This is a genomic window from Serratia sp. YC16 (assembly GCF_009707615.1).
Lineage (GTDB): Bacteria > Pseudomonadota > Gammaproteobacteria > Enterobacterales > Enterobacteriaceae > Serratia > Serratia surfactantfaciens.
In genome coordinates this window covers 309,145-334,703 of record NZ_WLYN01000004.1, presented here as the reverse complement: position 1 = coordinate 334,703, position 25,559 = coordinate 309,145, and the positions used below count along the sequence as shown (strand labels likewise).

Annotated in this window: 20 protein-coding genes; 16 read left to right on the top strand and 4 right to left on the bottom strand. The window is 59.9% G+C overall.

Features of this window, described 5'->3' with window-relative positions; translation table 11 throughout:
* Positions 1-341: 341 nt before the first annotated feature.
* From GKN89_RS15870 to GKN89_RS15845, 6 genes are all read left to right on the top strand, one after another.
* Entirely contained in the window at positions 342-956 is a 615-nt protein-coding gene (locus GKN89_RS15870) for a helix-turn-helix transcriptional regulator (protein ID WP_004937341.1), read from the top strand.
* Entirely contained in the window at positions 957-1,853 is an 897-nt protein-coding gene (locus GKN89_RS15865; protein WP_019453032.1) for a queuosine precursor transporter, read from the top strand. It begins immediately after the preceding gene.
* Positions 1,831-2,670: an NADPH-dependent 7-cyano-7-deazaguanine reductase QueF gene (gene queF / locus GKN89_RS15860; RefSeq protein ID WP_019453033.1), complete on the top strand. Its 840-nt coding sequence runs from the start codon at positions 1,831-1,833 to the stop codon at positions 2,668-2,670. Before GKN89_RS15865 ends, queF begins: the two co-directional genes overlap by 23 nt.
* A 123-nt stretch (positions 2,671-2,793) precedes the next feature.
* Positions 2,794-4,938: a phosphocholine-specific phospholipase C gene (locus GKN89_RS15855; RefSeq protein ID WP_154747326.1), complete on the top strand. Its 2,145-nt coding sequence runs from the start codon at positions 2,794-2,796 to the stop codon at positions 4,936-4,938.
* An 88-nt stretch (positions 4,939-5,026) separates the two neighbouring features.
* Positions 5,027-6,163, top strand: coding sequence for an ABC transporter substrate-binding protein (locus GKN89_RS15850; RefSeq protein WP_019453035.1), 1,137 nt, complete (start codon positions 5,027-5,029; stop codon positions 6,161-6,163).
* 162 nt (positions 6,164-6,325) lie between these two features.
* Positions 6,326-8,449 (top strand): TonB-dependent siderophore receptor, encoded by a 2,124-nt coding sequence (locus GKN89_RS15845; RefSeq protein WP_025160096.1) that lies wholly within the window; start codon positions 6,326-6,328, stop codon positions 8,447-8,449.
* A 28-nt stretch (positions 8,450-8,477) separates the two neighbouring features.
* Here the strand turns inward: GKN89_RS15845 and GKN89_RS15840 are convergent, their stop codons facing one another.
* Entirely contained in the window at positions 8,478-9,374 is an 897-nt protein-coding gene (locus GKN89_RS15840; RefSeq protein ID WP_025160097.1) for a LysR family transcriptional regulator, read from the bottom strand.
* A gap of 272 nt (positions 9,375-9,646) precedes the next feature.
* Between GKN89_RS15840 and GKN89_RS15835 the strand changes: the two genes are divergently transcribed.
* From GKN89_RS15835 to GKN89_RS15800, 8 genes are all read left to right on the top strand, one after another.
* A complete protein-coding gene (locus GKN89_RS15835; protein WP_154747325.1) occupies positions 9,647-10,963 on the top strand; it encodes a M20 family metallo-hydrolase in 1,317 nt (438 codons plus the stop codon).
* Positions 10,960-12,411, top strand: a complete 1,452-nt coding sequence (locus GKN89_RS15830; RefSeq protein WP_154747324.1) for a M20 family metallopeptidase — start codon at positions 10,960-10,962, stop codon at positions 12,409-12,411. Before GKN89_RS15835 ends, GKN89_RS15830 begins: the two co-directional genes overlap by 4 nt.
* A gap of 100 nt (positions 12,412-12,511) precedes the next feature.
* Positions 12,512-14,038: a p-aminobenzoyl-glutamate transporter gene (abgT, locus tag GKN89_RS15825; protein ID WP_019453040.1), complete on the top strand. Its 1,527-nt coding sequence runs from the start codon at positions 12,512-12,514 to the stop codon at positions 14,036-14,038.
* Positions 14,039-14,215: 177 nt separating this feature from the next.
* On the top strand, positions 14,216-15,142 hold the full coding sequence (locus GKN89_RS15820; RefSeq protein ID WP_154747323.1) for an aminoimidazole riboside kinase: 927 nt from the start codon (positions 14,216-14,218) through the stop codon (positions 15,140-15,142).
* 194 nt (positions 15,143-15,336) lie between these two features.
* Positions 15,337-16,746 carry a carbohydrate porin gene (locus GKN89_RS15815; protein WP_063918755.1) on the top strand — a complete coding sequence of 470 codons (1,410 nt, stop codon included), beginning with the start codon at positions 15,337-15,339 and terminating at the stop codon, positions 16,744-16,746.
* A gap of 63 nt (positions 16,747-16,809) precedes the next feature.
* Positions 16,810-18,180 carry a sucrose-specific PTS transporter subunit IIBC gene (locus tag GKN89_RS15810; protein ID WP_063918739.1) on the top strand — a complete coding sequence of 457 codons (1,371 nt, stop codon included), beginning with the start codon at positions 16,810-16,812 and terminating at the stop codon, positions 18,178-18,180.
* A complete protein-coding gene (locus GKN89_RS15805; RefSeq protein ID WP_063918738.1) occupies positions 18,180-19,589 on the top strand; it encodes a sucrose-6-phosphate hydrolase in 1,410 nt (469 codons plus the stop codon). Before GKN89_RS15810 ends, GKN89_RS15805 begins: the two co-directional genes overlap by 1 nt.
* A gap of 21 nt (positions 19,590-19,610) precedes the next feature.
* A complete protein-coding gene (locus tag GKN89_RS15800) occupies positions 19,611-20,654 on the top strand; it encodes a LacI family DNA-binding transcriptional regulator (RefSeq protein ID WP_154747322.1) in 1,044 nt (347 codons plus the stop codon).
* Between the two features lie 57 nt (positions 20,655-20,711).
* On the opposite strand, the gene exbD is transcribed toward GKN89_RS15800, so the two are convergent.
* Together exbD and exbB are read right to left on the bottom strand one after the other, a co-directional pair.
* Positions 20,712-21,134, bottom strand: coding sequence for a TonB system transport protein ExbD (gene exbD / locus GKN89_RS15795; protein WP_004937307.1), 423 nt, complete (start codon positions 21,132-21,134; stop codon positions 20,712-20,714).
* Positions 21,135-21,137: 3 nt separating this feature from the next.
* Positions 21,138-22,115, bottom strand: coding sequence for a tol-pal system-associated acyl-CoA thioesterase (exbB, locus tag GKN89_RS15790; RefSeq protein WP_019453041.1), 978 nt, complete (start codon positions 22,113-22,115; stop codon positions 21,138-21,140).
* A gap of 431 nt (positions 22,116-22,546) precedes the next feature.
* Between exbB and metC the strand changes: the two genes are divergently transcribed.
* Positions 22,547-23,743: a cystathionine beta-lyase gene (gene metC, locus GKN89_RS15785; RefSeq protein ID WP_019453042.1), complete on the top strand. Its 1,197-nt coding sequence runs from the start codon at positions 22,547-22,549 to the stop codon at positions 23,741-23,743.
* Positions 23,744-23,888: 145 nt separating this feature from the next.
* Positions 23,889-24,551, top strand: a complete 663-nt coding sequence (locus GKN89_RS15780; RefSeq protein WP_019453043.1) for a DedA family protein — start codon at positions 23,889-23,891, stop codon at positions 24,549-24,551.
* A gap of 10 nt (positions 24,552-24,561) precedes the next feature.
* On the opposite strand, the gene GKN89_RS15775 is transcribed toward GKN89_RS15780, so the two are convergent.
* The gene (locus GKN89_RS15775; RefSeq protein WP_154747320.1) at positions 24,562-25,482 is read right to left on the bottom strand and encodes a LysR family transcriptional regulator; all 921 of its coding nucleotides are present in this window, start codon (positions 25,480-25,482) and stop codon (positions 24,562-24,564) included.
* Positions 25,483-25,559: the final 77 nt, after the last annotated feature.

Below are 25,559 nucleotides of genomic sequence, written 5' to 3'. Positions count from 1 at the left end.
ATAAATAATCGAAGCTTCCGTGTTTTTATCGTAAAGAAAAACTTCAGCTTGCATGAACAGTAGCCCATGAAATCGGTTTTGGTCAACATAAAAGTAAACACAAAATCGGCTTTTGTGTTCACTTTTCCATAAGCAAAACCTAATCAATTGATTTACACGGTTTTATCATGTGCTCGGATAAACCGGATTACGCCGTTAACGTCAATGGGCTAACCAGCTGGAAAAAAACAATAATTACCGTAAATAATCAGTCTGTTACCCTTTAGCCGGCGCCTTTTTATCTGGACAACGCCGATGCGTAAGATATAGTGAAGCCTGCGTAATGTTTGTAAGGACAGCCAATGAAAACCACCAACGCACAGCGCAAAATCAACATCATTAAAAACATTGAATATCTGATGCGTACCCGCGGTGAAACCAAGGCTTCCTTTTCCAACCGCAGCGGCCTGACGCGCACCACCCTCTACAAAATTCTCGACGGAAGAGTGAACAACGTTCAGCAATCCACCGTTAATCGAATTTCCGATTTCTTCGGCGTCTCCTGCGAAGAGATCGAAGACTACGATCTGGAAAAACTCGAGCTGCTCAACGAAACGCTGTCCACCGAAGGCAACAAGAACCCTTCCGCCATTCCGGTGATCCCGCAGTCGCGCTACCTGGCCGTCTCGCAGCGCAAGATCGGGCAACTGGTCACCGAGTTTCCTTTGACTTATTTCTTCGGCGATGAGTCAAACATGTTGGCAATGAAAATAGAGACCGAAATTAAAGGGTCATTTATTCCCGGCGAAGTCATTATCATCAAACGTCCGCCGGTACTGATTTGCGATTCGCCTTTGCTGTATCACTCGGGAAAAAGCGGCTTCTTTGTGGTTGACGACAAAGACAGCGAAAGCATGGACAAACGCCCTCAGGACACCGTGCAATTCCTGGGTTACATCGTTGGAGAAAGGCTATAAATGGAACCGAATCAGAAGTTCAAGCTGTTGGGCTTCACCCGGCATGGCACTATCGCGGCCAATGTTATGGTATTGGCCACCGGCAAAACCATCACCATGGGGCTGAATGAACTGGCCGATAGTGAGATATCAGAAGATTTAAGCCGGCATGAGCTGCAGGCGCTGTACCGCAAACTCTATGGCGACAACAAGCAAAAAACCGCCTACGAACTCAGCGATCGCCATGAACGCTCTTGGTACGCCTATTTGATCATCACCGTTGCGCTCAGCGTGATTTATATTTTCTCAACGCTGTGCGGCGTCAAACCGATCCAAATTCCGGTGCTGAACCTCATCACGCCGCCGGCGATCTTCATCTATCCGCTCACCTTCATCCTGGTGGACATCCTCAACGAGTTCTATGGGCTGCGGCTGGCCAGACGCACCATCATCATCTCGTTTATCGCCAACCTGACCTTCGTCCTCGGCGTTTGGGTAACGACGCTGGTGCCGAGCATTCCGCAGTGGGAGTACAGCGAGACCTACAATGGCATCGTGCACAGCATCATGGCGGTGCTGGTGGCCTCGTCGGCGGCCTATCTGATCTCCGAGAACGTCAACTCCTACCTGCTTTGCAAAATCAAAGAGTTGACCAACTCCCGCTACCTGTTTGTACGCGTGATCACCAGCACCGTCGTGGCGTCGGCCATCGACAGCGTGGTGTTCTGTACGCTGGCGTTCTACAACGTGCTGAGCTGGGATATCATCAAAACCATGATCCTGTCGCAGTTCCTGATCAAGGTGGTTTACGCCCTGCTGGGCGTCGGGCCGATCTACGCCACCCGCAGTCTGTTTAACCGCTACATCAATACCGAACAAGCAAAAGGCAATGAATATGCATATCCAAAAGCAAGATAAGATCACCCATCTTGGCGCCAACTCCGATTATCCGGATCAATATGCTCCCGCATTGCTCGAAGCCTTGCCGCGCGCGCGTGGCCGCGATCTGATCGGCGTCGACGAGCGGCAGCTGCCGTTCAGCGGCTTCGATCTGTGGACCGCCTTCGAGCTGTCCTGGCTCAACGGCAAGGGCAAACCGGTGGTGGGCATCGGCGAGTTTACCTTCCCGCACTCCTCGTCGAACCTGATCGAGTCCAAGTCGTTCAAGCTGTATCTCAACAGTTTCAACCAAACGCGCTTCGACAGCGTGGAACAGGTGAGCGCCGCCATGCAGCAGGATCTGTCGCAGGCGGCCAACGGCCAGGTCACCGTCAAACTCTATCCGGGGCTGGAAGGTTATCCGGCGCAGATCGACCGCCTGCCGGGCATCAACATCGACGATTTGGACATCGCGGTTGACGACTTCACGTTCAAGCCGGAATACCTGTGCGGCGCGGCCGATCAAGGGGAACCGGTAACGGAGACGTTGTCTTCCAACCTGCTGAAGTCCAACTGCCTGGTCACCAATCAACCAGACTGGGGCAGCGTGGTTATCCGCTATGAAGGCCGCAAAATCGATCGCGAAAGCCTGCTGCGCTACCTGATCTCCTTCCGCCAGCACAATGAATTCCACGAGCAGTGCGTCGAACGTATTTTCAACGACATCAAGCAGCACTGCCGCCCGGAAAAACTCAGCGTGTTCGCGCGCTATACCCGCCGCGGTGGCCTGGATATCAACCCCTTCCGCAGCGATTTCGAAACGGCGCCGGCGCTCGGCCGCCTGATCAGACAGTAAGCGTCATCCACCAATGCTCCCGCCAGGGAGCATTGTTTTCCTCGATTTCATCTCCCTGTTATTTTTCGCCATTATCGTCGTCAGCGGCTATCTTCAAAGCACACTGACGGAGATTAACGACGCATGCCTGACCTTTCACGCAGAGACATACTGCGGGCTGCCGCCATCGGATCGGCGTTCTCGCTGCTGCCCGCTTCGATTCGCAAAGCGCTGGCCATTCCCGCCAATAATCGCACCGGCACCCTGCGCGACGTCGAACACGTGGTGATCCTGATGCAGGAGAACCGCTCTTTCGACCACTACTTCGGCACCCTGCCGGGCGTACGCGGCTTCAGCGATCGCTTTACCATCCCACTGCCCGACGGCCGCCACGTCTGGCAGCAACAGGGCGCCGAGCGGCTGGTGCTGCCCTACCACCTGGACAGCAAACGCGGTAACGCCCAGCGCGTCACCGGCACGCCGCACTCATGGGTGGATGAACAGGCCGCCTGGGACCACGGCCGCATGAGCGCCTGGCCGACCTACAAAACGCCGGCCTCGATGGGCTACTATCGCCAGCATGAGCTGCCGTTCCAGTTCGCGCTGGCCAACGCCTTCACCCTGTGCGACGCCTATCACTGCGCCATCCACGCCGGCACCAATACCAATCGGCTGTTCCACTGGACCGGCACCAACGGCCCGTCCGCCGCCGACGTGGCGGTGGTGGTCAACGAATGGGACAGCCCCGGCCCGGCAGAGATCGGCTACCAGTGGACAACCTATCCGGAACGGTTGGAGGCGAGCGGCGTCAGTTGGAAGGTGTATCAATTCCTGCCCGACAACTTTACCGACAACCCGTTGGCGGGCTTCCGCCAGTACCGCGCCGCCAGCATTCAGGTGGGCAACCCGGCGCGGCCGCCGAAAGACTTCAACGCCTTCGTGCCCTATCGCGACGAGCTCAACGCAAGCGCACCGCTATACAAAGGCAACGGCAACACCCTGCCCGCCGCCAGCGGCAACGATCTGGACGCCATGCTGGCCGGGTTCCGCGCCGACGTGCAGCAAGGCAAACTGCCGCAGGTCAGCTGGATCATCGCGCCGGCGGCCTATTCGGAACACCCCGATCCCTCCAGCCCGGTGCAGGGCGGCTGGTTCACGCAAGAGATCCTCAACGCGCTGACCGATAACCCGGAGGTATGGAGCAAAACCGTCCTGCTGGTCAACTACGACGAAAACGACGGCTTTTTCGATCACATGCCCTCGCCTTCCGCGCCGTCGCTGCGTGAAGACGGCAGCTTCGCCGGTAAATCGACGGTGCCGTTCGACACCGAGATCTTCCAGCACGTGGCGCCGCCCGGCTCGGAGGATCAGCCACCGCCGGACGGCCGCATCTATGGCCCCGGCCCGCGGGTGCCGATGCTGGTTCTGTCGCCCTGGAGCCGCGGCGGCTGGGTCAACTCGCAGGTCTTCGATCACACCTCGGTGCTGCAATTTCTGGAGAAGCGCTTTCAGGTGCATGAACCCAACATCAGCGCCTGGCGCCGCGCGGTGTGCGGCGATCTCACCTCGGCGTTCAACTTTGTCGACCCTAACGGCGAAGCATTGCCGAGCCTGCCCGCCACCAGCCGTCGCGCCGCCGACGGCCTGCGTCAACGCCAGGAGCAGCTGCCGCAGGTGCCGCTGCCGTCGCCCGCCCACCAGCGTTTGCCGCATCAACGCCGCCTGGCGCGCCCTTCTCGCGCATTGCCCTACCAGCTGCACGTCGAAGCCGCCGTCGCGGCCGAGCAGCGGCGCGTCACGCTGAATCTGTTCAATACCGGCGAGCAGGGGGCGGTGTTTCACGTTTACGATCGGCGAGATCTGGCACAGATCCCGCGCCGCTACACCGTCGAGGCCGGCAAAGCGGTCAGCGACGACTGGCAGACGGCGGATGAGTACCATCTGTGGCTGCTCGGCCCCAACGGTTTTCATCGTGAACTGCGCGGCGCCCTGAGCCGGCCGCAGCCGGAAGTGCGTTTGCGCCCGGCGGGGCGCAGCCTGCAGCTGCAGTTGAACAACCCGGGCACCGAAGCGATAGCGGTCACCCTCGAACGCTGCCCCTATACGCAGCAGGGCCCGTGGCACATCACGCTGCCAGCGGGCGGCAGCCACCAGCAAACGTTTGACGCCCGCGCCAGCGGCGGTTGGTATGACCTTACGCTGCAAAGCCCCGGCTGGCTGCGCCGCCTGGCGGGCCGGTTGGAAGACGGCGAACACAGCGTCAGCGACCCGCTGATGGGCCAGGAGTAGCCACTATCGGCATCAAGGGTGTTCAAAAAGCGAAAGGATATCGCTTATCATTGCGCTCTCGTTCCTCGCCGATTACTCAAGGATCTCCATGTCCGCTGTTCTTATCGCCAAAGCCGGCCGCTGGCTGGCCGCCTGCATTCTGCTGTTGGCCGGCGCCGCTCAGGCCGCGCCGATCGTCGTCACCGATGTCGCCGGCCGTCAGGTCACTCTGCCGCAACCGGCCAAACGCGTTATCCTGGCCGATGCCCGTGCGCTGTTGGCGCTCAATATTCTGCATCCGCAGGAACCGCTGAAAAACATCATCGCCTGGGACAACTCGCTGAAGGTCAAAGCACCGGATCTGGTGGAGGCCTACGCAAAAAAATTCCCGCAGGTCATGCAGATCCCCACCTTCGACAACCCCTACACCAGCGATTTCAGCGTAGAAAGCGCGGTGGTGCGCCAACCGGATCTGGTCATTTTCGACATCGGTCTGCTGAGCAAATTGAAGGACAGTGGCGTACTGACCCAGCTGGAAAAAGTCGGTATTCCGGTGCTGATCATCGATTTTCGCCAGCAGCCGTTGACCAACACCGTCGCCAGCATGCAGCTGCTGGGTAAAGTGTTTGATGAACAGCCCAACGCCGACGCCTTTATTCAGCTTTATCAGCAACGGCTCGACTTGGTGCGCCAACGGGTCGCCACGCTGAAACCGGAGCAGCGCCCCAGCGTCTTCATCGAACGCAGCGCCGGCATCAAAGGCGAGCAGTGCTGCAACACTTTCGGCAAAGGCAGTTTCGGGCAGTTTATCGAGACCGCCGGCGGCGACAATATCGGCAGCAAGCTGTTTTCCGACATGGGCGGTGAAGTGAACGTCGAGCAGGTGATCGGCAGCAACCCGGATTTCTATCTGCTGACCGGCGCCGACTGGAGCCGTGGTCATCGCGGCACGCTGGCGGTGCCGCTGGGCTACACCACCGATATGGCCACCAGCCAAAAGAAACTGGCGCATCTGCTGGATCGCACCGGCATTAACGTACTGAAAGCGGTGAAAGAAAAACGCGTGATGGCGATTTACCATCAATTTTACGACACGCCGCTCAACTTTATCGCCGTTGAGGCAATCGCCAAATTCCTGCACCCAGCGCTGTTTAAAGATATTGATCCGCAAGCGGATATCGAAATGGTCCACCAGAAATTCACCGCGCTGGATTACAGCGGCGTCTTCTGGCTTACGCCGCAATAATGTCCGTTCAGGGCCCACCAACCGGGCCCTGACACCCCGCCCGCGCCACATCGTTACCCGCTTAACTATCCCGTAACAATTCTATTTACTTGCCAATAATTATCATTAAGATTGTCTTTTCTAAAAAAACACATCCGGGTCTGAAACTCTTAAGGCATTATTATGTCACCTCTTTTTCGGCTTTCTTTGCTGACGGCCTCCATCGCCGTCGCACTCCCTGTCCTTGCTGCTGATAACTCATCTCAAAACGATGCCGACACCGTGACCGTCGTCGGCAACTGGCTGGACAACCCTGATACCAGTTCGGTGCTGCTTAACCATCCCGGCGCGCGCTCCATCGTCACTCAGCAGCAGATGCATGAACAGGGCGATCAAACCATCGCCGACAGCCTGCGCGGCGTGCCCGGCGTGCAGGTGCGCGACAGCAACGGCACCGGCGGCAGCGACATTTCGCTCAACGTCGGCGTGCGCGGCCTGACCTCTCGCCTTTCTCCGCGATCCACCATTCTGATGGACGGCGTTCCATTGGCGGTTGCGCCTTACGGCCAGCCTCAGCTGTCGATGGCGCCGCTGTCGATCGGCAATCTGCAATCGGTTGACGTGGTGCGCGGCGGCGGTGCGGTGCGTTACGGGCCGCAAAACGTTGGCGGCGTGATCAACTTCGTCACCCGCGACATTCCCAAACAGTTTGGCGGCACCGCCAGCGTACAGACCCAGGGCGCCAGCCACGGCGGCCTGAAAACCCTGACCAGCGCCTCGGTGGGCGGCACCGCAGATAACGGCCTCGGCGCCGAGCTGCTCTACTCCGGCCTGCACGGTCAGGGCTACCGCGACAATAACGACAACACCGACATCGACGATTTCATGCTGAAAACGCGTTATGCGTTCACCGATCGCGACGAACTGCTGGCCAATTTTCACTACTACGACGCCAAAGCCGGCATGCCGGGCGGGCTGAGCAAAGCGCAATACGCGCAGAACCCGTTCCAGTCCACGCGGCCGTGGGATCAGTTCGAAGGCCGCCGCAAGGATATGTCGTTCAAATACAAGCATCAGGAAGACGACAAACAGTTCGAAGTGCTGACCTACTTCACCGACAGCTACCGCGGCAGCAACATCGAATCGGAAGGCACCGGCAAAAACGCCGGATTGCGGCGCATGGTGTCCTATCCGCGCCACTATTCGACCTGGGCGATCGAACCGAGCTATTCACAGCTGTTTCGCTTCTGGGATATGGCGCACGAGATCACCCTCGGCTACCGCTACCTGAATGAAACCATGGATGAAAAGGCGTCGCGTTCGGCCTGGTATAACCCGGCGAACGTCGGCGCCACGCCGGATACCCCGGACTATTACCAGCACACCTCCGGCGGCACCGCAGCCAACGCGTTCTACATCGACGACACCATCAACGTCGGCAACTGGACGGTCACGCCTGGCCTGCGCTACGAAAGCATCCGCACTCACGTGGACGATTCGTTCAACAACATCAGCCGCGAGAAAAGCTACAGCGAACCGCTGCCGTCATTGAACGTGATGTATCATCTGTCCGACGCCTGGAAACTGTTCGCCAACGCCAATACTTCGTTCGGCAGCATGCAGTATTTCCAACTGACCAAAGGCGGTAACGGCAACCAGCCGGCGCCGGGGCTGACGGCGGAAAAAGCGCACACCTATGAGTTCGGCACCCGCTACGACGATACCGTGGTCAAGGCCGAGGCCACGCTGTTCTACATCGATTTCGATAACCAGCTGCAGTACATCAGCAACGACGTGGGCTGGACAAATATGGGCGCTACCAAGCACAAAGGCATCGAGCTGGCGCTCAGCTACGATCTCAGCGAGCTGAATCGCGCGCTCGACGGCGCCAGCGTCTACACCAGCTATACCTACACCAAGGCCAGCACCGACAAGGGCGATTTCGCCGGTAAAGACCTGCCGTTCTACTCGCGTCAGGTGTATACCGTCGGCACGCGCTACGCCACCGGCAACTGGGTGTGGAATCTGGACGGCTACGCGCAGTCCAAACAGCACTCGCCGGGCACCGGGCCGGAGTACATCACGCAGGAGAGCGCCGACGGCCAGTTTGGCGATATCGCCGGTTACATGGTGTGGAACATGCGCGGGGAATATAATTTCGGGCCGCAGCTGTCGAACCTGACGCTGGGTGCCGGGGTGAAAAACCTGTTCGATCAGCGCTACTTCACCCGCTCCAACGACAACAACTTCGGCAAATACGTCGGCGAACCGCGCACTTTCTTCGTGCAGGGCTCGATCGCGTTCTGATACCGAGGCCCCCAACGGGGCCTCGGTATCACCGACAGTAAAGGCGAAACAGGCGCGCCAGGTGCGCGCCCATCGGCGTCAGGGTGGTGTCCTTGCGTTGGATCAGATAAAACGTCGCCTTCGGCAGGCTCTCTTCCAGCTCGAGCGGCACCAAATGCTTGCCCAGAATCGGATCGGAGATCACGTCCACCGACAGAATGCTGACAAAATCGCTCTGCGCCACCAGGCTGGTACAGGCCATAAAGGTCTCGCAGGTCACACTGATCGACGGCGCCATGCCCAAGTCCCCGAACAGATCGTGCAATAGCCGGTAATAGCTGCCTTTCGGCGTCGGCATGGTCCAGTCGCAGTGCTGCAGCTGTTTCAGCGAGGTCGCCTCCTCCATCGGATGCCCTTTGCGCACCACCACCCGATACTCTTTTTCCATCAGCCGTTCGTACTGCAGCTCGTTATCGAGGCTGCTGGGATAGTAGGTATTGACGGTAAAATCCAGCTCGCCCTGGCGCAGTTCAGGGATCATCGACACCAGCTGCCCCTCGACGATCCGCACCTTCACGTTGGGATACTCACGGTGAAACTGGGTGACCACCTGCGGCATCACGGTGCGCGCGATGCTGCCGCCAACGCCGATATTTACCGTACCGCCCGCCAACCCCAACCGCTGCTGAATGTCTTCCTGCGCCACCCGCAGCTCTTCGAGGATCAGGCTGGCATGCTGGAAAAAGTTATCGCCGCAGTCGGTCAATACCACCCCCTGACTGCGGCGAATAAACAGCTTGGCGCCCAGCACCTCTTCCAGTTCCTGAATGGCCTTGGTCAGCGCAGGCTGGGAAAGGCGTGAGGTACGACTGGCGGCGCGGATGCTGCCCTGGCGGCTAACGTCCACAAATGCACGTAATTGGTGCAATTTTATCGAGGCTGGCATAGGCGAAAGGCGATAACCGTTATTTATCAATAGCAAGATATTGGCATCTTATTTAGCCAGATTCCATTGTGTACATTCGGAAAAAACATAATAAATAACCAAATTCTTATTTCGCTTAATTAAGCGCATTTTCTGCGCCAATAAGCGCCATTCACGGCAGTTAGTAACCAAATGCACCTTTTTCTTTGCAATAGCTTCACCGTCTGATTTCAGTTCAGAGCATAACTGCTGCCTGGAGCGATCCAGCGCGCGATAACTTATGAGATATCACTATGACTAATTCGCTTTCGATGTTGGTGGCCGATTTGTACCCGCAATTGCAGGCCTGGCGCCGCGACTTCCATCGCTATGCCGAGTCCGGCTGGTTTGAGTTCCGCACCGCCACCCTGGTGGCGGAAGAACTCGATCGGCTGGGTTATCACCTGCAGCTGGGCCGCGAGGTCATCAAGGCAGAGGCGCGCATGGGGCTGCCCTCTCCCGCCGAGCTGGAAGCGCAGGAACAGCGCGCCCGCAATCAGGGGGCGTTGGAGAAATGGCTGCCGCACTTTTCCGGCGGCTTCGCCGGCATCGTCGCAACGCTCGATACCGGCCGTCCCGGCCCTACCATCGCCTACCGCGTGGATATGGACGCCCTCGATCTCAACGAATTGCTGGAGCCCGAACATTTGCCGTTTCGTGAAGGCTTCGCCTCTTGCAACAGCGGCATGATGCATGCATGCGGTCATGACGGCCATACCACCATCGGCCTGGGGCTGGCGCACGTGTTCAAAAGCCTGGAACCCCAGCTTAGCGGCACCGTCAAACTGATCTTCCAGCCGGCGGAAGAAGGCACTCGCGGCGCTAAATCGATGGTAGAGGCCGGCGTGGTGGACGACGTCGATTTCTTCACCGCGGTGCATATCGGCACCGGCGTGCCAGCCGGTGAGCTGGTGTGCGGCAGCGACAGCTTTATGGCCACCAGCAAGCTGGACGTCACCTTTCGCGGCGTCGCCTCGCACGCCGGCGCCAAGCCGGAAGACGGTCGCAACGCGCTGCTGGCAGCGGCGCAGGCTGCGCTGGGGCTTTACGCCATCCCGCGCCACAGCGAAGGCAGCTCGCGCATCAATGTCGGCGTGCTGCAGGCCGGCACCGGCCGCAACGTGATCGCCGATCGGGCGTTTATGAAGGTAGAAACGCGCGGCGCCACCAATGAGATCAACGCGTTCGTTTATCAACAGGCGCTGAACGCCATCGAAGGTGCCGCCAGGATGCACGGCGTCGCCTGCGATATCGCGCTGATGGGCGCGGCGCAGAGCAGCAAACCGACCCAACCGTGGGTGGATTACATCCGCCGCCAGGCGCAGCAGATAACCGAGCTGGCCTCGGTGGTCGATCGCCGCGAACAGGCCGCCGGCTCAGAAGACGCCACCTACATGATGGAACGGGTGAAATCGCACGGCGGCCAGGCCTCATACGTCATTTTCGGCACCGAGCTGAGCGCCGGACACCATAACGAAAAATTTGACTTCAACGAGCAGGTGATGGTGGTGGCGGTGAAAACGCTGGCGTCGCTGGCGCTGAACCTGCCGACATTCGGGAGCGAAGCATGAGCAATCCACAACGGCAGGCATTTATCGGCGACTACATTGACCAACGCCAACCCCGCTTCAGCGCGCTGAGCGACGCGATTTGGGACCATCCGGAAACGCGCTTCAACGAGACCTATTCCGCCACGCTGCTGGCCGATGCGCTGGAGCAGGAAGGCTTTTCGGTTGAACGCGGCGTGGGCGACATCGAGACGGCGTTTATCGCCAGCTACGGCAGCGGCCACCCGGTCATCGCGCTGCTGGGCGAGTACGACGCGCTGGCCGGGCTGAGCCAGCAGGCCGGTTGCGCCACGCCGCAGCCGCTGGTGGAAAACGGCAACGGTCATGGCTGCGGCCACAACCTGCTGGGCACCGCGGCGCTGGCCGGCGCCTTCGCCGCCAAGGCGTGGATGCAGCAGAACCGGCTGACCGGCACCCTGCGCTTCTACGGCTGCCCGGGCGAAGAAGGCGGCTCCGGCAAAACCTTTATGGTGCGCGAAGGCCTGTTCGACGACGTCGACGCCGCCCTCACCTGGCACCCGGAAGGCTTCAGCGGCATGTTCAATACCAGCACGCTGGCCAACATTCAGGCGGCGTTTCACTTCAAGGGCGTCGCCGCCCATGCCGCCAACTCGCCGCACCTGGGGCGCAGCGCGCTGGACGCGGTGACGCTGATGAATACCGGCGCCAACTTCCTGCGCGAACATATCGTGCAGGAAGCGCGGCTGCACTACGCGGTCACCAACACCGGCGGCAGCTCGCCCAACGTGGTGCAGGCCGACGCCGAAGTGTTGTACCTGATCCGCGCGCCGCAGCTCGATCAGGCGCAAGACATTTACCAACGGGTGATCAACATCGCCAAGGGCGCAGCGCTGATGACTGACACCCAGATGGAGGTGCGCTTCGATAAAGCCTGCTCCAATTATGTGCCGAACCGCAGTCTGGAACGGGCGATGTATCAAAACCTGTGCGATTTCGGTCTGCCCGAGTACAGCGACGCCGAACGCCGCTTCGCCAAGGAAATCCGCCAGACGCTGAGCCGCGACGATCTGCGCAACGCCAAACTCAATATTGCCCGCACCGGCGGCGCGGCCGGGCGCGAGTGGGTGCAACTGCTGGGAGATAAGGTGCTGATGGACGAGGTCGCGCCTTATGTGGAATCCGACGACCTGCTGTACGGCTCTACCGACGTTGGCGACGTGAGCTGGGTGGCGCCGACCGCCCAATGCTTCAGTCCCTGTTTCGCACTCGGCACTCCGCTGCACACCTGGCAACTGGTGGCGCAGGGCCGCACCGCTATCGCCCATAAGGGCATGTGCCTGGCCGGCAAGGTGATGGCGGCGACCGCCATCGATCTGCTGAGCGACAGCGCCCTGCTGGCGCGCTGCCGCAGCGAGTTCGAGCGCCAACGCGCCGAACAGCCGTACCGCTGCCCAATCCCGCAGGAGGTGCAACCATCGCCATTGAAATAACATGAACAGACAGGGCCCGGGCAATCGGGCCAATAAACATAATTATAAATAAATCAAATAATAACAATCACACAACAGAGCAAACACAGAGGGTAAAATCATGAGTGAGGCCACAACGCCAATCAATAAAAGCCCCGGACGCATTTTTTACTGGGTGGAACGCATCGGCAATAAGATCCCCAATCCGTTTCTCCTGTTCGTCTATTTGATCATGGTGCTTATGCTAGCCACCGCACTGTTTTCCTGGCTCGACGTGGCGGTGAAAAACCCGGCCACCGGCGAACTCATCAAGGTAAATAACCTGATGAGCGTGGCGGGCATGCAATGGATATTCCCCAACATCATCCATAACTTCAGCAGCTTTGCGCCGCTGGGGGCTATTTTGGCGCTGGTGATAGGCGCCGGCCTGGCAGAAAAGGTCGGCCTGCTGCAGGCGCTGATGTACAAAATGGCCTCGCGCGTCAGCGCCCGCTACGCCAGCTATATGGTGCTGTTTATCGCCTTCTTCAGCCATATATCATCGGACGCCGCGCTGGTGGTGATGCCGCCGCTTGGCGCGCTGATGTTTATCGCGGTGGGCCGACACCCGATAGCCGGGCTGCTGGCGGCGATCGCCGGCGTCGCCTCCGGCTTTACCGCCAACCTGTTGATCGTCACCACCGACGTATTGCTTTCCGGCATCAGCACCGAAGCCACCAAGGCGGTGGACGGCGCGGTTCACGTCAGCGTGATCGACAACTGGTACTTTATGGCCACCTCCGTGATCGTGCTGACCATCGCCGGCGCGCTGCTCACCGACAAGTTTATCGAACCCCGACTGCCGAAGTGGCAAGGCAGCGCCGAAGACAAAATCGCAGCGCTGACCCCGCTGCAGAACCGGGGGCTAATGATGAGCGGCATCGCCGCGCTGGTGTTTATCGCCATCATCGCCGCCCTGGTGGTGCCGGAGGCCGCGCCGCTGCGCGATCCGCACACCGGTTCGGTGATCCCTTCCCCGTTCATCAAGGGCATTGTGCCGATCATCATCCTGTTCTTCTTCACCGTCGCCATTACCTATGGCGTGGTCACCAAACAGATCCGGCGGCCGGACGATATTCCCCACCACTTGCTCGATCCGATGAAAAGCATGGCGGGTTTTATCGTGATGGTGTTTCCGCTGTCGCAGTTCGTGGCGTTCTTTAACTGGAGCAACATGGGCAAGTTTATGGCCGTCGGCCTGACCGACATGCTGGAAGCCGCCGGCATGAGCGGCGCACCGGCGTTTCTCGGCCTGATGTTCCTCTCCGCCTTCCTGTGCATGTTCATCGCCAGCGGCTCGGCGATCTGGTCGATTCTGGCGCCGATCTTCGTGCCGATGTTTATGCTGCTCGGTTTTCACCCGGCATTCGCCCAGATGATCTTTCGCATCGCCGACTCTGCGGTGTTGCCGCTGGCGCCAATGTCGCCGTTCCTGCCGCTGTTCCTCGGCTTCCTGCAGCGCTACCGCAAAGACGCGCAGCTCGGCACCTATTACGTGCTGATCCTGCCCTATCCTTTGGTGTTCTTCAGCGTGTGGATTTTGCTGCTGCTGGCCTGGTATGCGCTTGGGTTGCCAATCGGCCCCGGCGTCTACCCGAAGATGGGCTAAGCCACCCCGTTATCTCGCCCCGCGCCGGTTCGCGGGGCAGACTCCCTTCCCCAGGCCAAGCAGAAAGATTGATCTTCCTCACCCTCCAAACACCTTAACGCATTATTTCATTGCCTTGCTAAACCGGTTCTTCTATTTTAGCAACCCATCTAACAAGGACAAAAACAGGGATTATGCATGATGAATCGCGTATGGGTACTGGGCGACGCCGTGATCGACCTGGTGCCGGAAAATGCCAACGGCTATCTCAAATGCCCCGGTGGCGCGCCGGCTAACGTGGCGGTAGGTATCGCCCGCCTCGGTGGCGACAGCGCCTTTATCGGCCGGGTGGGGCAAGACAGCTTCGGCGCCTTTTTGCAGCAGGTGCTAAGCGATGAAGGGGTGGATATCGGCCATATGCGGCCGGATCCCGAACATCACACCTCCACGGTCGTGGTGGATCTCGATCAGCAGGGTGAGCGTTCATTCACGTTTATGGTGCAGCCCAGCGCCGATCTGTTTTTGCAGCCCGACGATCTGCCGGTTTTCCAACAGGGGGAATGGCTGCACCTCTGCTCCATCGCGCTCTCTCAGGAACCCAGCCGCAGCGCGGCCTTTGCCGCGATGGAACGCATCCGGGCGGCCGGTGGCCGGGTCAGTTTCGATCCCAACATCCGCGAAGAGGTCTGGCGCCAGCCGGAAGCGCTGCGCCCCTGTCTGCAAAAGGCGCTGCTGCTGGCGGACGTGGTGAAACTGTCGCGCGAAGAGCTGGCTTTTATCAGCCATCTTGACGATCTGGAGAACGCCATTCGCTGGATGATGCAAACCTATCCGCTGCGCCTGCTGCTGGTAACGCTGGGCGGCGATGGCGTCTGCGTACACGATGGGCATCGTCTGCGCCATTTCCCCGCGCCGCCTGTCGTGCCGGTAGATACCACCGGCGCCGGCGATGCCTTCGTCGCCGGGCTGTTAGCGGCGCTGGCACGTCTTCACGAATTGCCGCAAGAAGCACAATGGTCGGCGATCATCGCCCAGGCTCAGGCCTGCGGCGCGCTGGCCACCACCGCCAAAGGCGCCATGACCGCCCTGCCCTGCGCCGACGAGTTGGCTGCTTTCCTGCGTTGACTCTCTGCGTCCACGGCGCTCTCCTTAGCGCCGTGGTCTTTTAGCCCACGATTTGCGTACTCGATCACAATAGCTGAATCGGGTTAGCAAACTTGATTGCCAGTCCGCTTCTCGATCGCTATCTTTCGCCTTGAAAAACCGGTTTAGCAATTTAGCAAAAAATAATAACAACCCTTCCCGGATGATAGACGATGATGAAAAAACTCAGCTATTTGGCGATAACAACAGGGCTTTTCCTCTCCGCTTCCAACGCAGCGGCCTCGAGCGGCAACAGTATCGAGGCGCGTCTCAACGCGCTGGAGCAACGTCTGGCGCAGGCGGAACGGCGCGCCACACAGGCAGAAACCCGCGCCACGGCGGCTGAACGTCGGGCGCAACAGCTGGAACAGCGCACCGCCAACACCGAAAGGCAAACCGCTCAGGTCGCGCAACGTGCCGCCGCGCCGGAAACGCAATCTCCCTCGACCGGCGCGCTGAAACTGAACGGCTTCAACGATCTGAAGCTGTACGGCGACGTGGAGTTCAATCTGGACGGCGCCAGCCGCAGCGGCCAGTTGACGTCGTTGAAAGGCAGCGATCACAAGGATTGGAAACCCGGCAACAAAGAGCGCTGGGATATCAACGGCCGCATTCTGGTGGGGCTGGACGGCTATCGCCGCAATCCGGGCGGCAACTTTTCCGGCTTCAGCGTCCAGCCGCTGGCGGACATGACCGGCAAAATGAACCTGGACGACGCAGCTTTCTTCTTCGGCAATGAAAAGAACTGGCAAACCAAAATCGGCCGCTTCGAAGCCTACGACATGTTCCCGCTGAATCAGGACACCTTCATTCAATACTCCGGCAATACCGCCAACGATCTGTACGCTGACGGCTTTGGCTATATCTATATGATGAAAGAAGGCCGTGGCCGCAGCAGCAGCGGCGGGAACCTGATGTTGAGCAAATACGCCGGGGATGTCTATTTCGAACTGAACACGCTGGTGGAAGACGGCACTTCGCTGTTCCAGGACAGCAGCTACCACGGCAATGCGCTGGACAATAAGAAAAACGTCGCCTATTTGCGCCCGGTGATCGCCTGGAAGAAAGATGCCTTCAGCATCGCGGCGGCGATGGAAAGCAACGTGGTGAATAATGCCTACGGCTATCAGGACAGCCAGGGCCGCTTCGTCGATCAATCGAAGCGCAACGGCTACGGCATGACCATGAGCTGGAACACCAACGCGGCCGATCCGGATAACGGCATGGTGGCCAACCTGAGCACCGCCTATCTGGATGCGTCAGGCGAGCAAGACTTTACCGCTGGCGTTAACGTGCTGTGGCGGCGCTTCGAACTGGGTTATATCTATGCCCATAACAACATCCAAGAGTTCAATACCGCCGGGATCGCCGCCGATATCCACAATCCGCTCAGCGAGCCGGGCAACTACGACATCCACACCGTTCATGCGTCGTATCAGATACCTAATATTATGAATATGAAGAATTTCAATGTGTATTTAGGCGCCTATGTTTCGCTGCTGGAAGCCAACGCCGAGAACAAGATCGCCAACGGCGACAACGACCAGCGTTACGGCGTGCGCGCCAGATTCAAGTATTTCTTCTGACACCGATTCACGGAATTGCGCCGCAAACTGCACGGCGACATTTTAATTTAGCAAGGGGACAACATGGACATTACCGCAACCGCCAACGCGCTGTTGCCGCTGCTCGGCGGTAAAGAGAACATCGCCAGCGCCGCCCACTGCGCCACGCGCTTACGCCTGGTGCTGGTGGACGACAGCAAGGTGGACAAAGAGGCCATCGGCAAACTGGACGGCGTCAAAGGCTGCTTCAGCAACGCTGGCCAGATCCAGGTGATCTTCGGCACCGGGCTGGTCAACAAGGTGCATGCGGAATTCATCAAGGCGGCAGGCGTCAGCGAATCCAGCAAGGCCGAAGCCGCCGATATCGCGGCGAAAAAACTCAACCCGCTGCAGCGCATCGCCCGCCTGCTGTCGAACATCTTCGTGCCAATCATCCCGGCGATCGTCGCTTCCGGTCTGTTAATGGGGCTGCTCGGCATGGTGAAAACCTACGGCTGGGCCGATGCCGACAGTGCGTTGTTCATCATGCTGGATATGTTCAGCTCGGCGGCGTTCATTATCCTGCCGATTCTGATCGGTTTCACCGCCGCACGCGAATTCGGCGGCAACCCTTATCTGGGCGCCACGCTCGGCGGCATTTTGACACATCCGGCGTTGACCAACGCCTGGGGCGTCGCCGGAGGGTTCCACACCATGAACCTCTTCGGTCTGGAAATCGCCATGATCGGCTATCAGGGCACCGTGTTCCCGGTGCTGCTGACGGTATGGTTCATGAGCCTGTTGGAAAAACGCCTGCGCAAGGTGATCCCCAACGCGCTCGATCTGATCCTGACGCCGTTCCTGACGGTGGTCATCTCAGGCTTTGTCGCCCTGCTGTTTATCGGCCCCGCCGGTCGGGCGCTGGGCGACGGCATCTCCTTCGTGCTCAGCACGCTGATTGTCCATGCGGGGTGGTTCGCCGGGCTGCTGTTCGGCGGTCTCTATTCCGCTATCGTCATCACCGGCATCCACCACAGTTTCCACGCGGTAGAGGCCGGGCTGCTCGGCAACCCCAATATCGGCGTCAACTTCCTGCTGCCGATCTGGTCGATGGCCAACATCGCTCAGGGCGGCGCCTGTCTGGCGGTTTATTTCAAAACCCGCGACGCCAAAATCAAAGCTATTGCGGTACCTTCGGCCTTTTCCGCCATGCTCGGCATCACCGAGGCGGCGCTGTTTGGCATCAACCTGCGCTTCGTGAAACCGTTTCTGGCGGCGCTGGCGGGCGGAGCGCTCGGCGGTGCCTGGGTGGTGGCCAACCATGTCGGCATGAACGCGGTCGGGCTGACGGCGATCCCCGGCATGGCGATCGTGCAGGCCAGTTCTCTGGTCAGCTATATCATTGGTCTGGCGATCGCCTTTGGCAGCGCCTTTGTCCTCTCCCTATTGCTGAAATACAAAACGGACGCGCAATGATGGAAGAACTCAGCTTAATCAAGCAGGCAATGCGGGCGTTAATGAACGGCCAGCCGCTCGCGCGGCGCGATCCGCACCGACCGGACTGGCATCTGGCACCCAGCGTTGGCCTGCTGAACGATCCCAACGGCTTTATCCAGCACAACGGCATTTATCATCTGTTTTATCAGTGGAATCCGCTGGGTTGCGATCACCGCAACAAATGCTGGGGACACTGGCAGTCAGCCGATTTACTGCATTGGGAGCACCAGCCGATCGCCCTGGCGCCCGGCGCCTGTTACGACAGCCACGGCTGTTACTCCGGCTCGGCCGTGGTGGCGGAAGACAAAATCACGCTGATCTACACTGGCAACGTGAAATTCCCAGACGGCTCACGCACCGCCTACCAATGCCTGGCTCAGGAAAGCGAGCGGGGCGAATATCGCAAACTCGGGCCGGTGCTGCCGCTGCCGGAGGGCTACAGCGGTCACGTACGCGATCCGAAAGTGTGGCGTCATCAAAATGACTGGTACATGGTGCTCGGCGCACGTGACTTGCAGGATCGCGGTAAGGTGCTGCTATGTCGTTCCAGCGATCTGCGCGACTGGCAAGCGCTGGGAGAAATCGCCGGTTCCGGCCTGAACGGTCTGAGTGAATTCGGCTACATGTGGGAGTGCCCGGATCTGTTCTCGTTGGACGGTGACGAGGTGTTGATCTGCTGCCCGCAGGGACTGACGCCGCAGCCGGAACGTTACCTCAATCGCTATCAGGCCGGTTATCTGCTCGGCAAGCTGGATTACCAGCAGGCAGCCTTCCGTCACGGCGAATTTCGCGAACTGGACGCCGGCTTCGAGTTTTATGCGCCGCAGACAACGCTGGCGGAAGATGGTCGCCGCCTGATGTTCGGCTGGATGGGCGTACCCGAACAAGATGAAGAAGCCCATCCGACGCGCCTTTACGGCTGGCTCCACACCATGACCTGCCCGCGCGAGCTGTTGCTGCAGCATGGCCGCCTCCACCAGCGCCCGGCACGCGAGCTGCAACAGCTGCGCGGCGAACCAACATGCTGGCAGGGGCGCGCCGATGACGCCCCCGTCTACGCACTGGGCGCGGCAGAGCTGCAATTAACGCCACAGGGCCCGTTCAACGCAACCTTTGGCGACGCGATGACGCTGAACTGGGACGGCGAAAGGCTGCAGCTGACGCGAGCTTCCCTGGCCGACGGCCGGCCGGAGCACCGTTACTGGCGCGGCCCGGTCACGCATCTGCAACTGCTGTTCGATCGTTCCAGCGTGGAGATTTTCATCAATCATGGCGAGGCGGTGATGAGCGCACGCTACTTCCCGGCTGGTGAGCCGCAACTGCGGCTGTGCGGGAGCGCGCCGCTGGCGTTGGAATACTGGCCGCTGACGCCATGCATGCTAGAATGACGCATCCTCCGATGACTTCAGATGGCGTCAGTGAAAAAAAATAAACGCATTACCATCAGTGACATCGCCACGCTGGCCGGGGTGTCGAAATCGACCGCCAGCCTGGTGCTGAACGGCCGCAGCAAGGAATACCGGGTGTCCGACGACACCCGCGATCGCATTCTGGCGCTGGCGCACGAACACCATTATCAGCCCAGCATCCACGCCCGCTCTTTGCGCTCCAACCGCAGCCACACGCTGGGGTTGGTCGTACCGGAGATGACCAACTACGGTTTTGCGGTGATTTCGCGCGAGCTGGAAACGCTATGCCGCGAAGCCGGGCTGCAGCTGTTGATCGCCTGCACCGATGAAAACCCAGCGCAGGAAATGATGGCGGTGAACAGTCTGGTGCAGCGGCATGTGGACGGCTTGATCGTCGCCTCCAGCCAGTTGAACGATGCCGAATACCAGAAGATCAACGCCGGGCTGCCGGTGGTGCAGATGGATCGTCTGATCGCCGGTTCCGAACTGCCGCTGGTGATCACCGATTCGGTCAACTCGACCGCCGACCTGGTGGAAAAGGTCGCGCGCCAACATCCGGACGAGATCTATTTTCTCGGCGGGCAGCCGCGCATTTCGCCGACCCGCGATCGGCTGGCCGGTTTCCAGCTTGGCCTGCAGCGCGCCGGCATAACGTGCAAACCGGAATGGATCATCAACGGCAACTATCATCCCAGCTCAGGTTACGAGATGTTCGCTCAGCTTTGCGCACAGTTGGGGCGGCCGCCCAAAGCGCTGTTTACCGCCGCCTGCGGCCTGTTGGAAGGGGTATTGCGTTATCTGACTCAACATCAGCTGATGGAGAGCGACATCCACCTGTGCAGCTTCGACGATCACTACCTGTTCGACTGCATGACGCTGAAGATCGACACCGTCGCACAGGACTGCCGGGCGTTGGCGCAATATAGCTTCGACCAAGTCACCGCACTGATCGACGAGCGGCCGCTGGAACAGAACGCGCTTTATCTGCCGGGCCGTATCCGCTGGCGCCATGCCGGTTCCCGGGCTTTGTTGGCCGGAGAGTGATATCTCTGAACCAGTAAAAAAGGGCGCCGAAGCGCCCTTTTCTGTTTCATCAGCCCGCTATTTGGCGGCGCCTTCCATGCCCACCAGCCCCACTTTCAGGTAGCCGGCTTTACGCAGGGTGTCCATCACGCTCATCAGCGTTTCATAGTCCACGCTCTTGTCCGCCTGGAAGAAGATGGTGGTTTCTTTGTTCGCCTGAGTGCGTTGATCCAGCACCGAAGTCAGCTGATCGGCATTCACCGGCTGATCGCCGACGTAGAGCTGCTTGTCGGCCTTCACCGACAGGAACACCGGTTTCTCCGGCCGCGGCTGCGGCTTGGCGGAGGAGGCCGGCAGATCGACGCGGATATCTACCGTTGCCAGCGGCGCGGCCACCATAAAGATGATCAACAGCACCAACATGACGTCGATAAACGGCGTTACGTTGATTTCATGCAGTTCGCCGCTGTCGTCCAGATCTTCATTTAAGCGCATCGCCATGACTCACCCCGCCCGCAGTTGGTGTGCGTGCTGTGAGCGCTTGGCTTCCGCCGTCGCGGCCAGATCCAAATCACGGCCCTGCAGCAGCAAGACCTGTGCCGCTACGTCGCCCACCTGGGCGCGATGGCCGCTGATGACGCGAGCGAAGATGTTGTAGATAACGACGGCAGGGATAGCCGCGACCAGACCTAGTGCGGTCGCCAACAGCGCTTCCGCGATGCCCGGCGCCACGACCGCCAGGTTGGTGGTCTGCGAATGGGCGATGCCGATGAAGCTGTTCATGATGCCCCACACGGTACCGAACAGACCGACGAACGGCGAGATGGCGCCGATGGTGGCCAGGAAACCGTTGCCGCGGCCCATGTTGCGGCTGTAGGCCGCTACGCGGCGCTCGAGGCGGAAACCGGTGCGCTCTTTGATGCCGTTGTTGTCGTTGGATTCCGCAGACAGCTCCAGCTCATTTTGCGCGTCGTTCAGCAATACCGCGCTGACGCTCTCCGGTGAGAAGTTTTGCGCCAGTTCGGAGGCTTCATCCAGAGAACGCGCTTCGGCCAGCGTCAGCTGTTCGCGGCGCAGACGGCGCTTGGCGCGCAGCAGTTCGCTGCCCTTGGAGAATAGAATGGTCCAGGTCACGATCGAGGCCAACACCAGGCCGATCATCACCGCTTTCACCACCGCGTCGGCGTGCTGATACATGCCCCAGACGGACAGGTCCATGCCGCGAGTTTCCGGTGGTTGGATCGTTGGTGCCGGGTTCACCGGCGTGATGCTCTCAGGCGCAGCGGCTGCCGGCGCAGGCGCGGTGCTCGGCGCAACGCTTTCGGTAACGGCCGGGTTGGTCGCCGGCGCGGCCTGCGCGCTGCCGGCCAGCCCCACGACCAGCACCATAGAAGCCATCAGGCTGCGGCCAAAGGCCTTGCCCCACTGCGCCCGGCCCTGACCGAACGATCCTTGATTTAAATTCTTGCCAGCCGTTTTCACGCTGTGCCTCCACCCATTACCGATCAAAATTAAGGAATAATTCAGCGTGCGATCATATCAAACCAACCGGGGATTGATAGTAGTTCTCATTATTATTTACCAAATAAACGAGAAAATTTTAGACAGCCTTGCCGCAAAGTGCCAATCCGCGTCCGTTCAGCGCTAAAAGCCCCTTTTATAGGGCGATTTCGTTACTTTTATCCCACAACGGTGCAACAAGACCACGCTGCCGAACGGCGCCTCAGCCGAGGAATGGGCTTCTCTCTTCCCACTCGGCAGAAGGATGACGCGAGAAATGCGTGACCGGCAGCCAATTATAGCCGTTTCTATATCCAGAAGTTAAAACGTCTGGATGGCTATATTAACTCATGCTAACGTAAGGGCTATCGCAAACGGGCACGTGCAGAGCAACCAGAGGTGAGCCAGGTACCATGACGTCAAAACACATCGAAACCACGCTGATCGGCGCCGGCCGCGGCAAACGCTACACCCAGGGCTCCGTCAATCCCGTTACGCAACGCGCCTCTTCCCTGGTCTTCGACTCCGTCGCCGCCAAAAAACACGCCACCGCACAGCGCGCCCACGGCGAGCTGTTTTATGGCCGACGCGGTACCCTGACCCACTTTGCGCTGCAGGATGCGATGGTGGAGCTTGAGGGCGGTGCCGGCTGCGTGCTGTACCCTTGCGGCGCGGCGGCGGTGGCCAATGCGATCCTGTCGTTCGTCGGCGCCGGCGATCACCTGCTGGTCACAGGCTCGGTGTACGAGCCGACCCAGGATTTCTGCACCCATATCCTCGGCCGCATGAACGTCAGCACCACCTATTTCGATCCGCTGATCGGCGCCGACATCGCCAATCTGATCCAACCCAATACTCGCGTGGTGTTCCTTGAGTCCCCCGGTTCCATCACCCTGGAAGTGCAGGATATCCCGGCCATGGTGCAGGCCATTCGCGCCGTGGCGCCGGACGTGGTGATCATGATCGACAACACCTGGGCGGCGGGCGTGCTGTTCAAGGCGCTGGATTTCGACATCGACATTTCTATTCAGGCCGGCACCAAGTACCTGATCGGCCATTCCGATTACATGCTCGGTACCGCCGTCGCCAACGCACGCTGTTGGGACCAACTGCGCGAGTACTCCTATCTGATGGGGCAGATGGTGGATGCCGACACCGCCTACATGGCGAGCCGCGGCCTGCGCACCCTGAGCGTGCGGCTGAAACAGCACGAACGCAGCAGCATCGAGGTAGCCAACTGGCTGGCCGCGCGGCCGGAGGTGGCGACGGTCAATCATCCGGCCCTGCCGAGCTGCAAGGGCCACGAGTTCTACCGCCGCGACTTCAGCGGCTGCAACGGACTGTTCTCTTTCGTGCTGAAGGAACGGCTGGACGATACGCAGTTGGCCGCTTACCTGGACAACTTCAGCCACTTCAGCATGGCCTACTCCTGGGGCGGCTTCGAGTCGCTGATCCTGGCCAACCAACCGGAAGAACTGGAAGCGATCCGCCCGGCGGGCGGCGTCGACTTCTCCGGCACGCTGGTGCGCTTACACATCGGCCTGGAGAACGTCGAAGACCTGATCGCCGATCTGGCCGCCGGTTTCGATCGCCTCAGTGGCGTGCGCTAAGGCGGATTCCGGTAATTTTCTTCGTCTCGTTTAATGTCGGCTTAAGCTATTAGCGGTACACTAACCGGGTAACTGTCAGATACGGTAACCGCCGCATCCTGGAGAACGTGACCCCGGGCGCAACCGGCATGCAACAGGACATAAAATGGATGTATTACGAGAGATTATTCATGCGCTTTGGCAGCAGGACTTTGTCGCCCTCGCCGATCCAAGCGTGATTTGGGTGGTTTACGCCGTGCTTTTCACCACCCTGTTTTTGGAAAACGGACTGCTGCCCGCCTCCTTCCTCCCCGGCGACAGCCTGCTGCTGCTGTCGGGTGCGCTGATCGCCAAAGGCGTGATGGGCTTTGCCCCCACTCTGCTGATTTTGACCGCCGCCGCCGGCCTCGGCTGCTGGCTGAGTTATATCCAGGGCCGCTGGCTGGGCCATACCAGCCTGGTAAAAGGCTGGCTGCTGCAGTTGCCGGCGCAATACCACCAGCGCGCGCACAGCCTGTTCAACCGCCATGGGCTGACGGCGCTGCTGATCGGCCGCTTCCTCGGTTTCGTGCGCACGCTGCTGCCAACCATGGCCGGCATTTCCGGGCTCAATAGCTCGCGCTTTCAGGTGTTCAACTGGCTGAGCGCGGCGATCTGGGTCTGTGCGCTGGTGGGCCTCGGCTACGCTTTCAGCCAAATCCCGCTGGTGAAACGCCACGAAAGTCAGGTGATGACCGGCTTGATGTTGCTGCCGCTGCTGCTGCTGTTCGTCGGCTTATTGGGCGCCATGTTGGTGATCTGGCGCAAGAAGCGCGCCGCCTCGTCTTAAGCCCGGCGCGTTATAGCGCCTTTTCGACCAGCGCCAGGCTGGGGGGCAACTTGCTCACCAGCGTATCCACCGCCAGCCGCACCTTCAGCGGCAGATGGGGCGTGTGCGGCCATACCGCATGCGCTTCAAAGGCCGCACCCGGCCGATCGCGCAGCAAACGCACCAACGCCCCGCTCAGCAGCTGTTCACGCACCAGCCAGCACGGCAGCCAGGCGATACCGAATCCTGCCGTCGCCGCATCCGCAATGGCCTGCAGGTCGTCCATCTGCAGCCGGTTGTTCGGCATCACCTCCTGCGGCTTGCCGCCTTCGTCCAGCACCCGCCAGCTGCGCCGCGCGCCGGCGCGCATGTAGGTCACCGCCTCATGCTGCGCCAACTGCTCGATGTTATGCGGTTCGCCGCGACGCTGCAGATAGGCCGGCGAGGCGCACAGCGCCATGCGGTGATCGCCGATACGCCGCGCCACCAAGCCGCTGCTGTTGGCCAGTGTACCGTTGCGAATCGCCATATCGAAACCGTCCTCAATCAGGTCCACCACCCGATCGCTGAACGACAGCTCCAACTCCAACCCAGGATGCTCGCGCGTCAGTTCGGTCAGCAGCGGCGCAATGCACATGCGGCCAAACAGCACCGGCATCGACACTCGCAGCCGGCCGCTGACCTGTCGTTTTCCCGACTCCAGCAGCGTTTCTGCGCCGCGGATCTCCTCCAGCGCCCGCAGGCAACGCTCGTAGAACAGCGCACCGTCGTCGGTCAGGCTCTGGCTGCGCGTGGTGCGATGAAACAGCCGCACCCCCAGCCGCTGCTCCAACCGGGCGATGGTTTTGCCGACCGCCGAACGCGAAAGATGCAGCCGGCTGGCCGCCACTGCAAAACTGCCCGCCTCCACGGCGATAACGAATACCGAAATGCCGCTCAACCGATCGCTCATGATTTGTCGCTCTGAAAGAAACAATCTGCGGAAATCTTATCGCCACTGGCGAACCTTTATCAACGATATTATCGGCA

Excerpts from the sequence above, each read along its gene's own strand:
- GKN89_RS15830 (WP_154747324.1), top strand. The coding sequence starts at position 10,960 with ATGAGCAATCCACAACGGCAGGCATTTATCGGCGACTACATTGACCAA.
- GKN89_RS15845 (WP_025160096.1), top strand. The coding sequence starts at position 6,326 with ATGTCACCTCTTTTTCGGCTTTCTTTGCTGACGGCCTCCATCGCCGTC.
- metC (WP_019453042.1), top strand. The coding sequence starts at position 22,547 with ATGACGTCAAAACACATCGAAACCACGCTGATCGGCGCCGGCCGCGGC.
- GKN89_RS15865 (WP_019453032.1), top strand. The coding sequence starts at position 957 with ATGGAACCGAATCAGAAGTTCAAGCTGTTGGGCTTCACCCGGCATGGC.
- GKN89_RS15800 (WP_154747322.1), top strand. The coding sequence starts at position 19,611 with ATGGCGTCAGTGAAAAAAAATAAACGCATTACCATCAGTGACATCGCC.
- abgT (WP_019453040.1), top strand. The coding sequence starts at position 12,512 with ATGAGTGAGGCCACAACGCCAATCAATAAAAGCCCCGGACGCATTTTT.
- GKN89_RS15855 (WP_154747326.1), top strand. The coding sequence starts at position 2,794 with ATGCCTGACCTTTCACGCAGAGACATACTGCGGGCTGCCGCCATCGGA.
- exbD (WP_004937307.1), bottom strand. The coding sequence starts at position 21,134 with ATGGCGATGCGCTTAAATGAAGATCTGGACGACAGCGGCGAACTGCAT.
- GKN89_RS15840 (WP_025160097.1), bottom strand. The coding sequence starts at position 9,374 with ATGCCAGCCTCGATAAAATTGCACCAATTACGTGCATTTGTGGACGTT.
- GKN89_RS15850 (WP_019453035.1), top strand. The coding sequence starts at position 5,027 with ATGTCCGCTGTTCTTATCGCCAAAGCCGGCCGCTGGCTGGCCGCCTGC.
- GKN89_RS15775 (WP_154747320.1), bottom strand. The coding sequence starts at position 25,482 with ATGAGCGATCGGTTGAGCGGCATTTCGGTATTCGTTATCGCCGTGGAG.
- GKN89_RS15870 (WP_004937341.1), top strand. The coding sequence starts at position 342 with ATGAAAACCACCAACGCACAGCGCAAAATCAACATCATTAAAAACATT.
- GKN89_RS15815 (WP_063918755.1), top strand. The coding sequence starts at position 15,337 with ATGAAAAAACTCAGCTATTTGGCGATAACAACAGGGCTTTTCCTCTCC.
- queF (WP_019453033.1), top strand. The coding sequence starts at position 1,831 with ATGCATATCCAAAAGCAAGATAAGATCACCCATCTTGGCGCCAACTCC.
- GKN89_RS15835 (WP_154747325.1), top strand. The coding sequence starts at position 9,647 with ATGACTAATTCGCTTTCGATGTTGGTGGCCGATTTGTACCCGCAATTG.
- GKN89_RS15805 (WP_063918738.1), top strand. The coding sequence starts at position 18,180 with ATGGAAGAACTCAGCTTAATCAAGCAGGCAATGCGGGCGTTAATGAAC.
- GKN89_RS15820 (WP_154747323.1), top strand. The coding sequence starts at position 14,216 with ATGATGAATCGCGTATGGGTACTGGGCGACGCCGTGATCGACCTGGTG.
- GKN89_RS15810 (WP_063918739.1), top strand. The coding sequence starts at position 16,810 with ATGGACATTACCGCAACCGCCAACGCGCTGTTGCCGCTGCTCGGCGGT.
- GKN89_RS15780 (WP_019453043.1), top strand. The coding sequence starts at position 23,889 with ATGGATGTATTACGAGAGATTATTCATGCGCTTTGGCAGCAGGACTTT.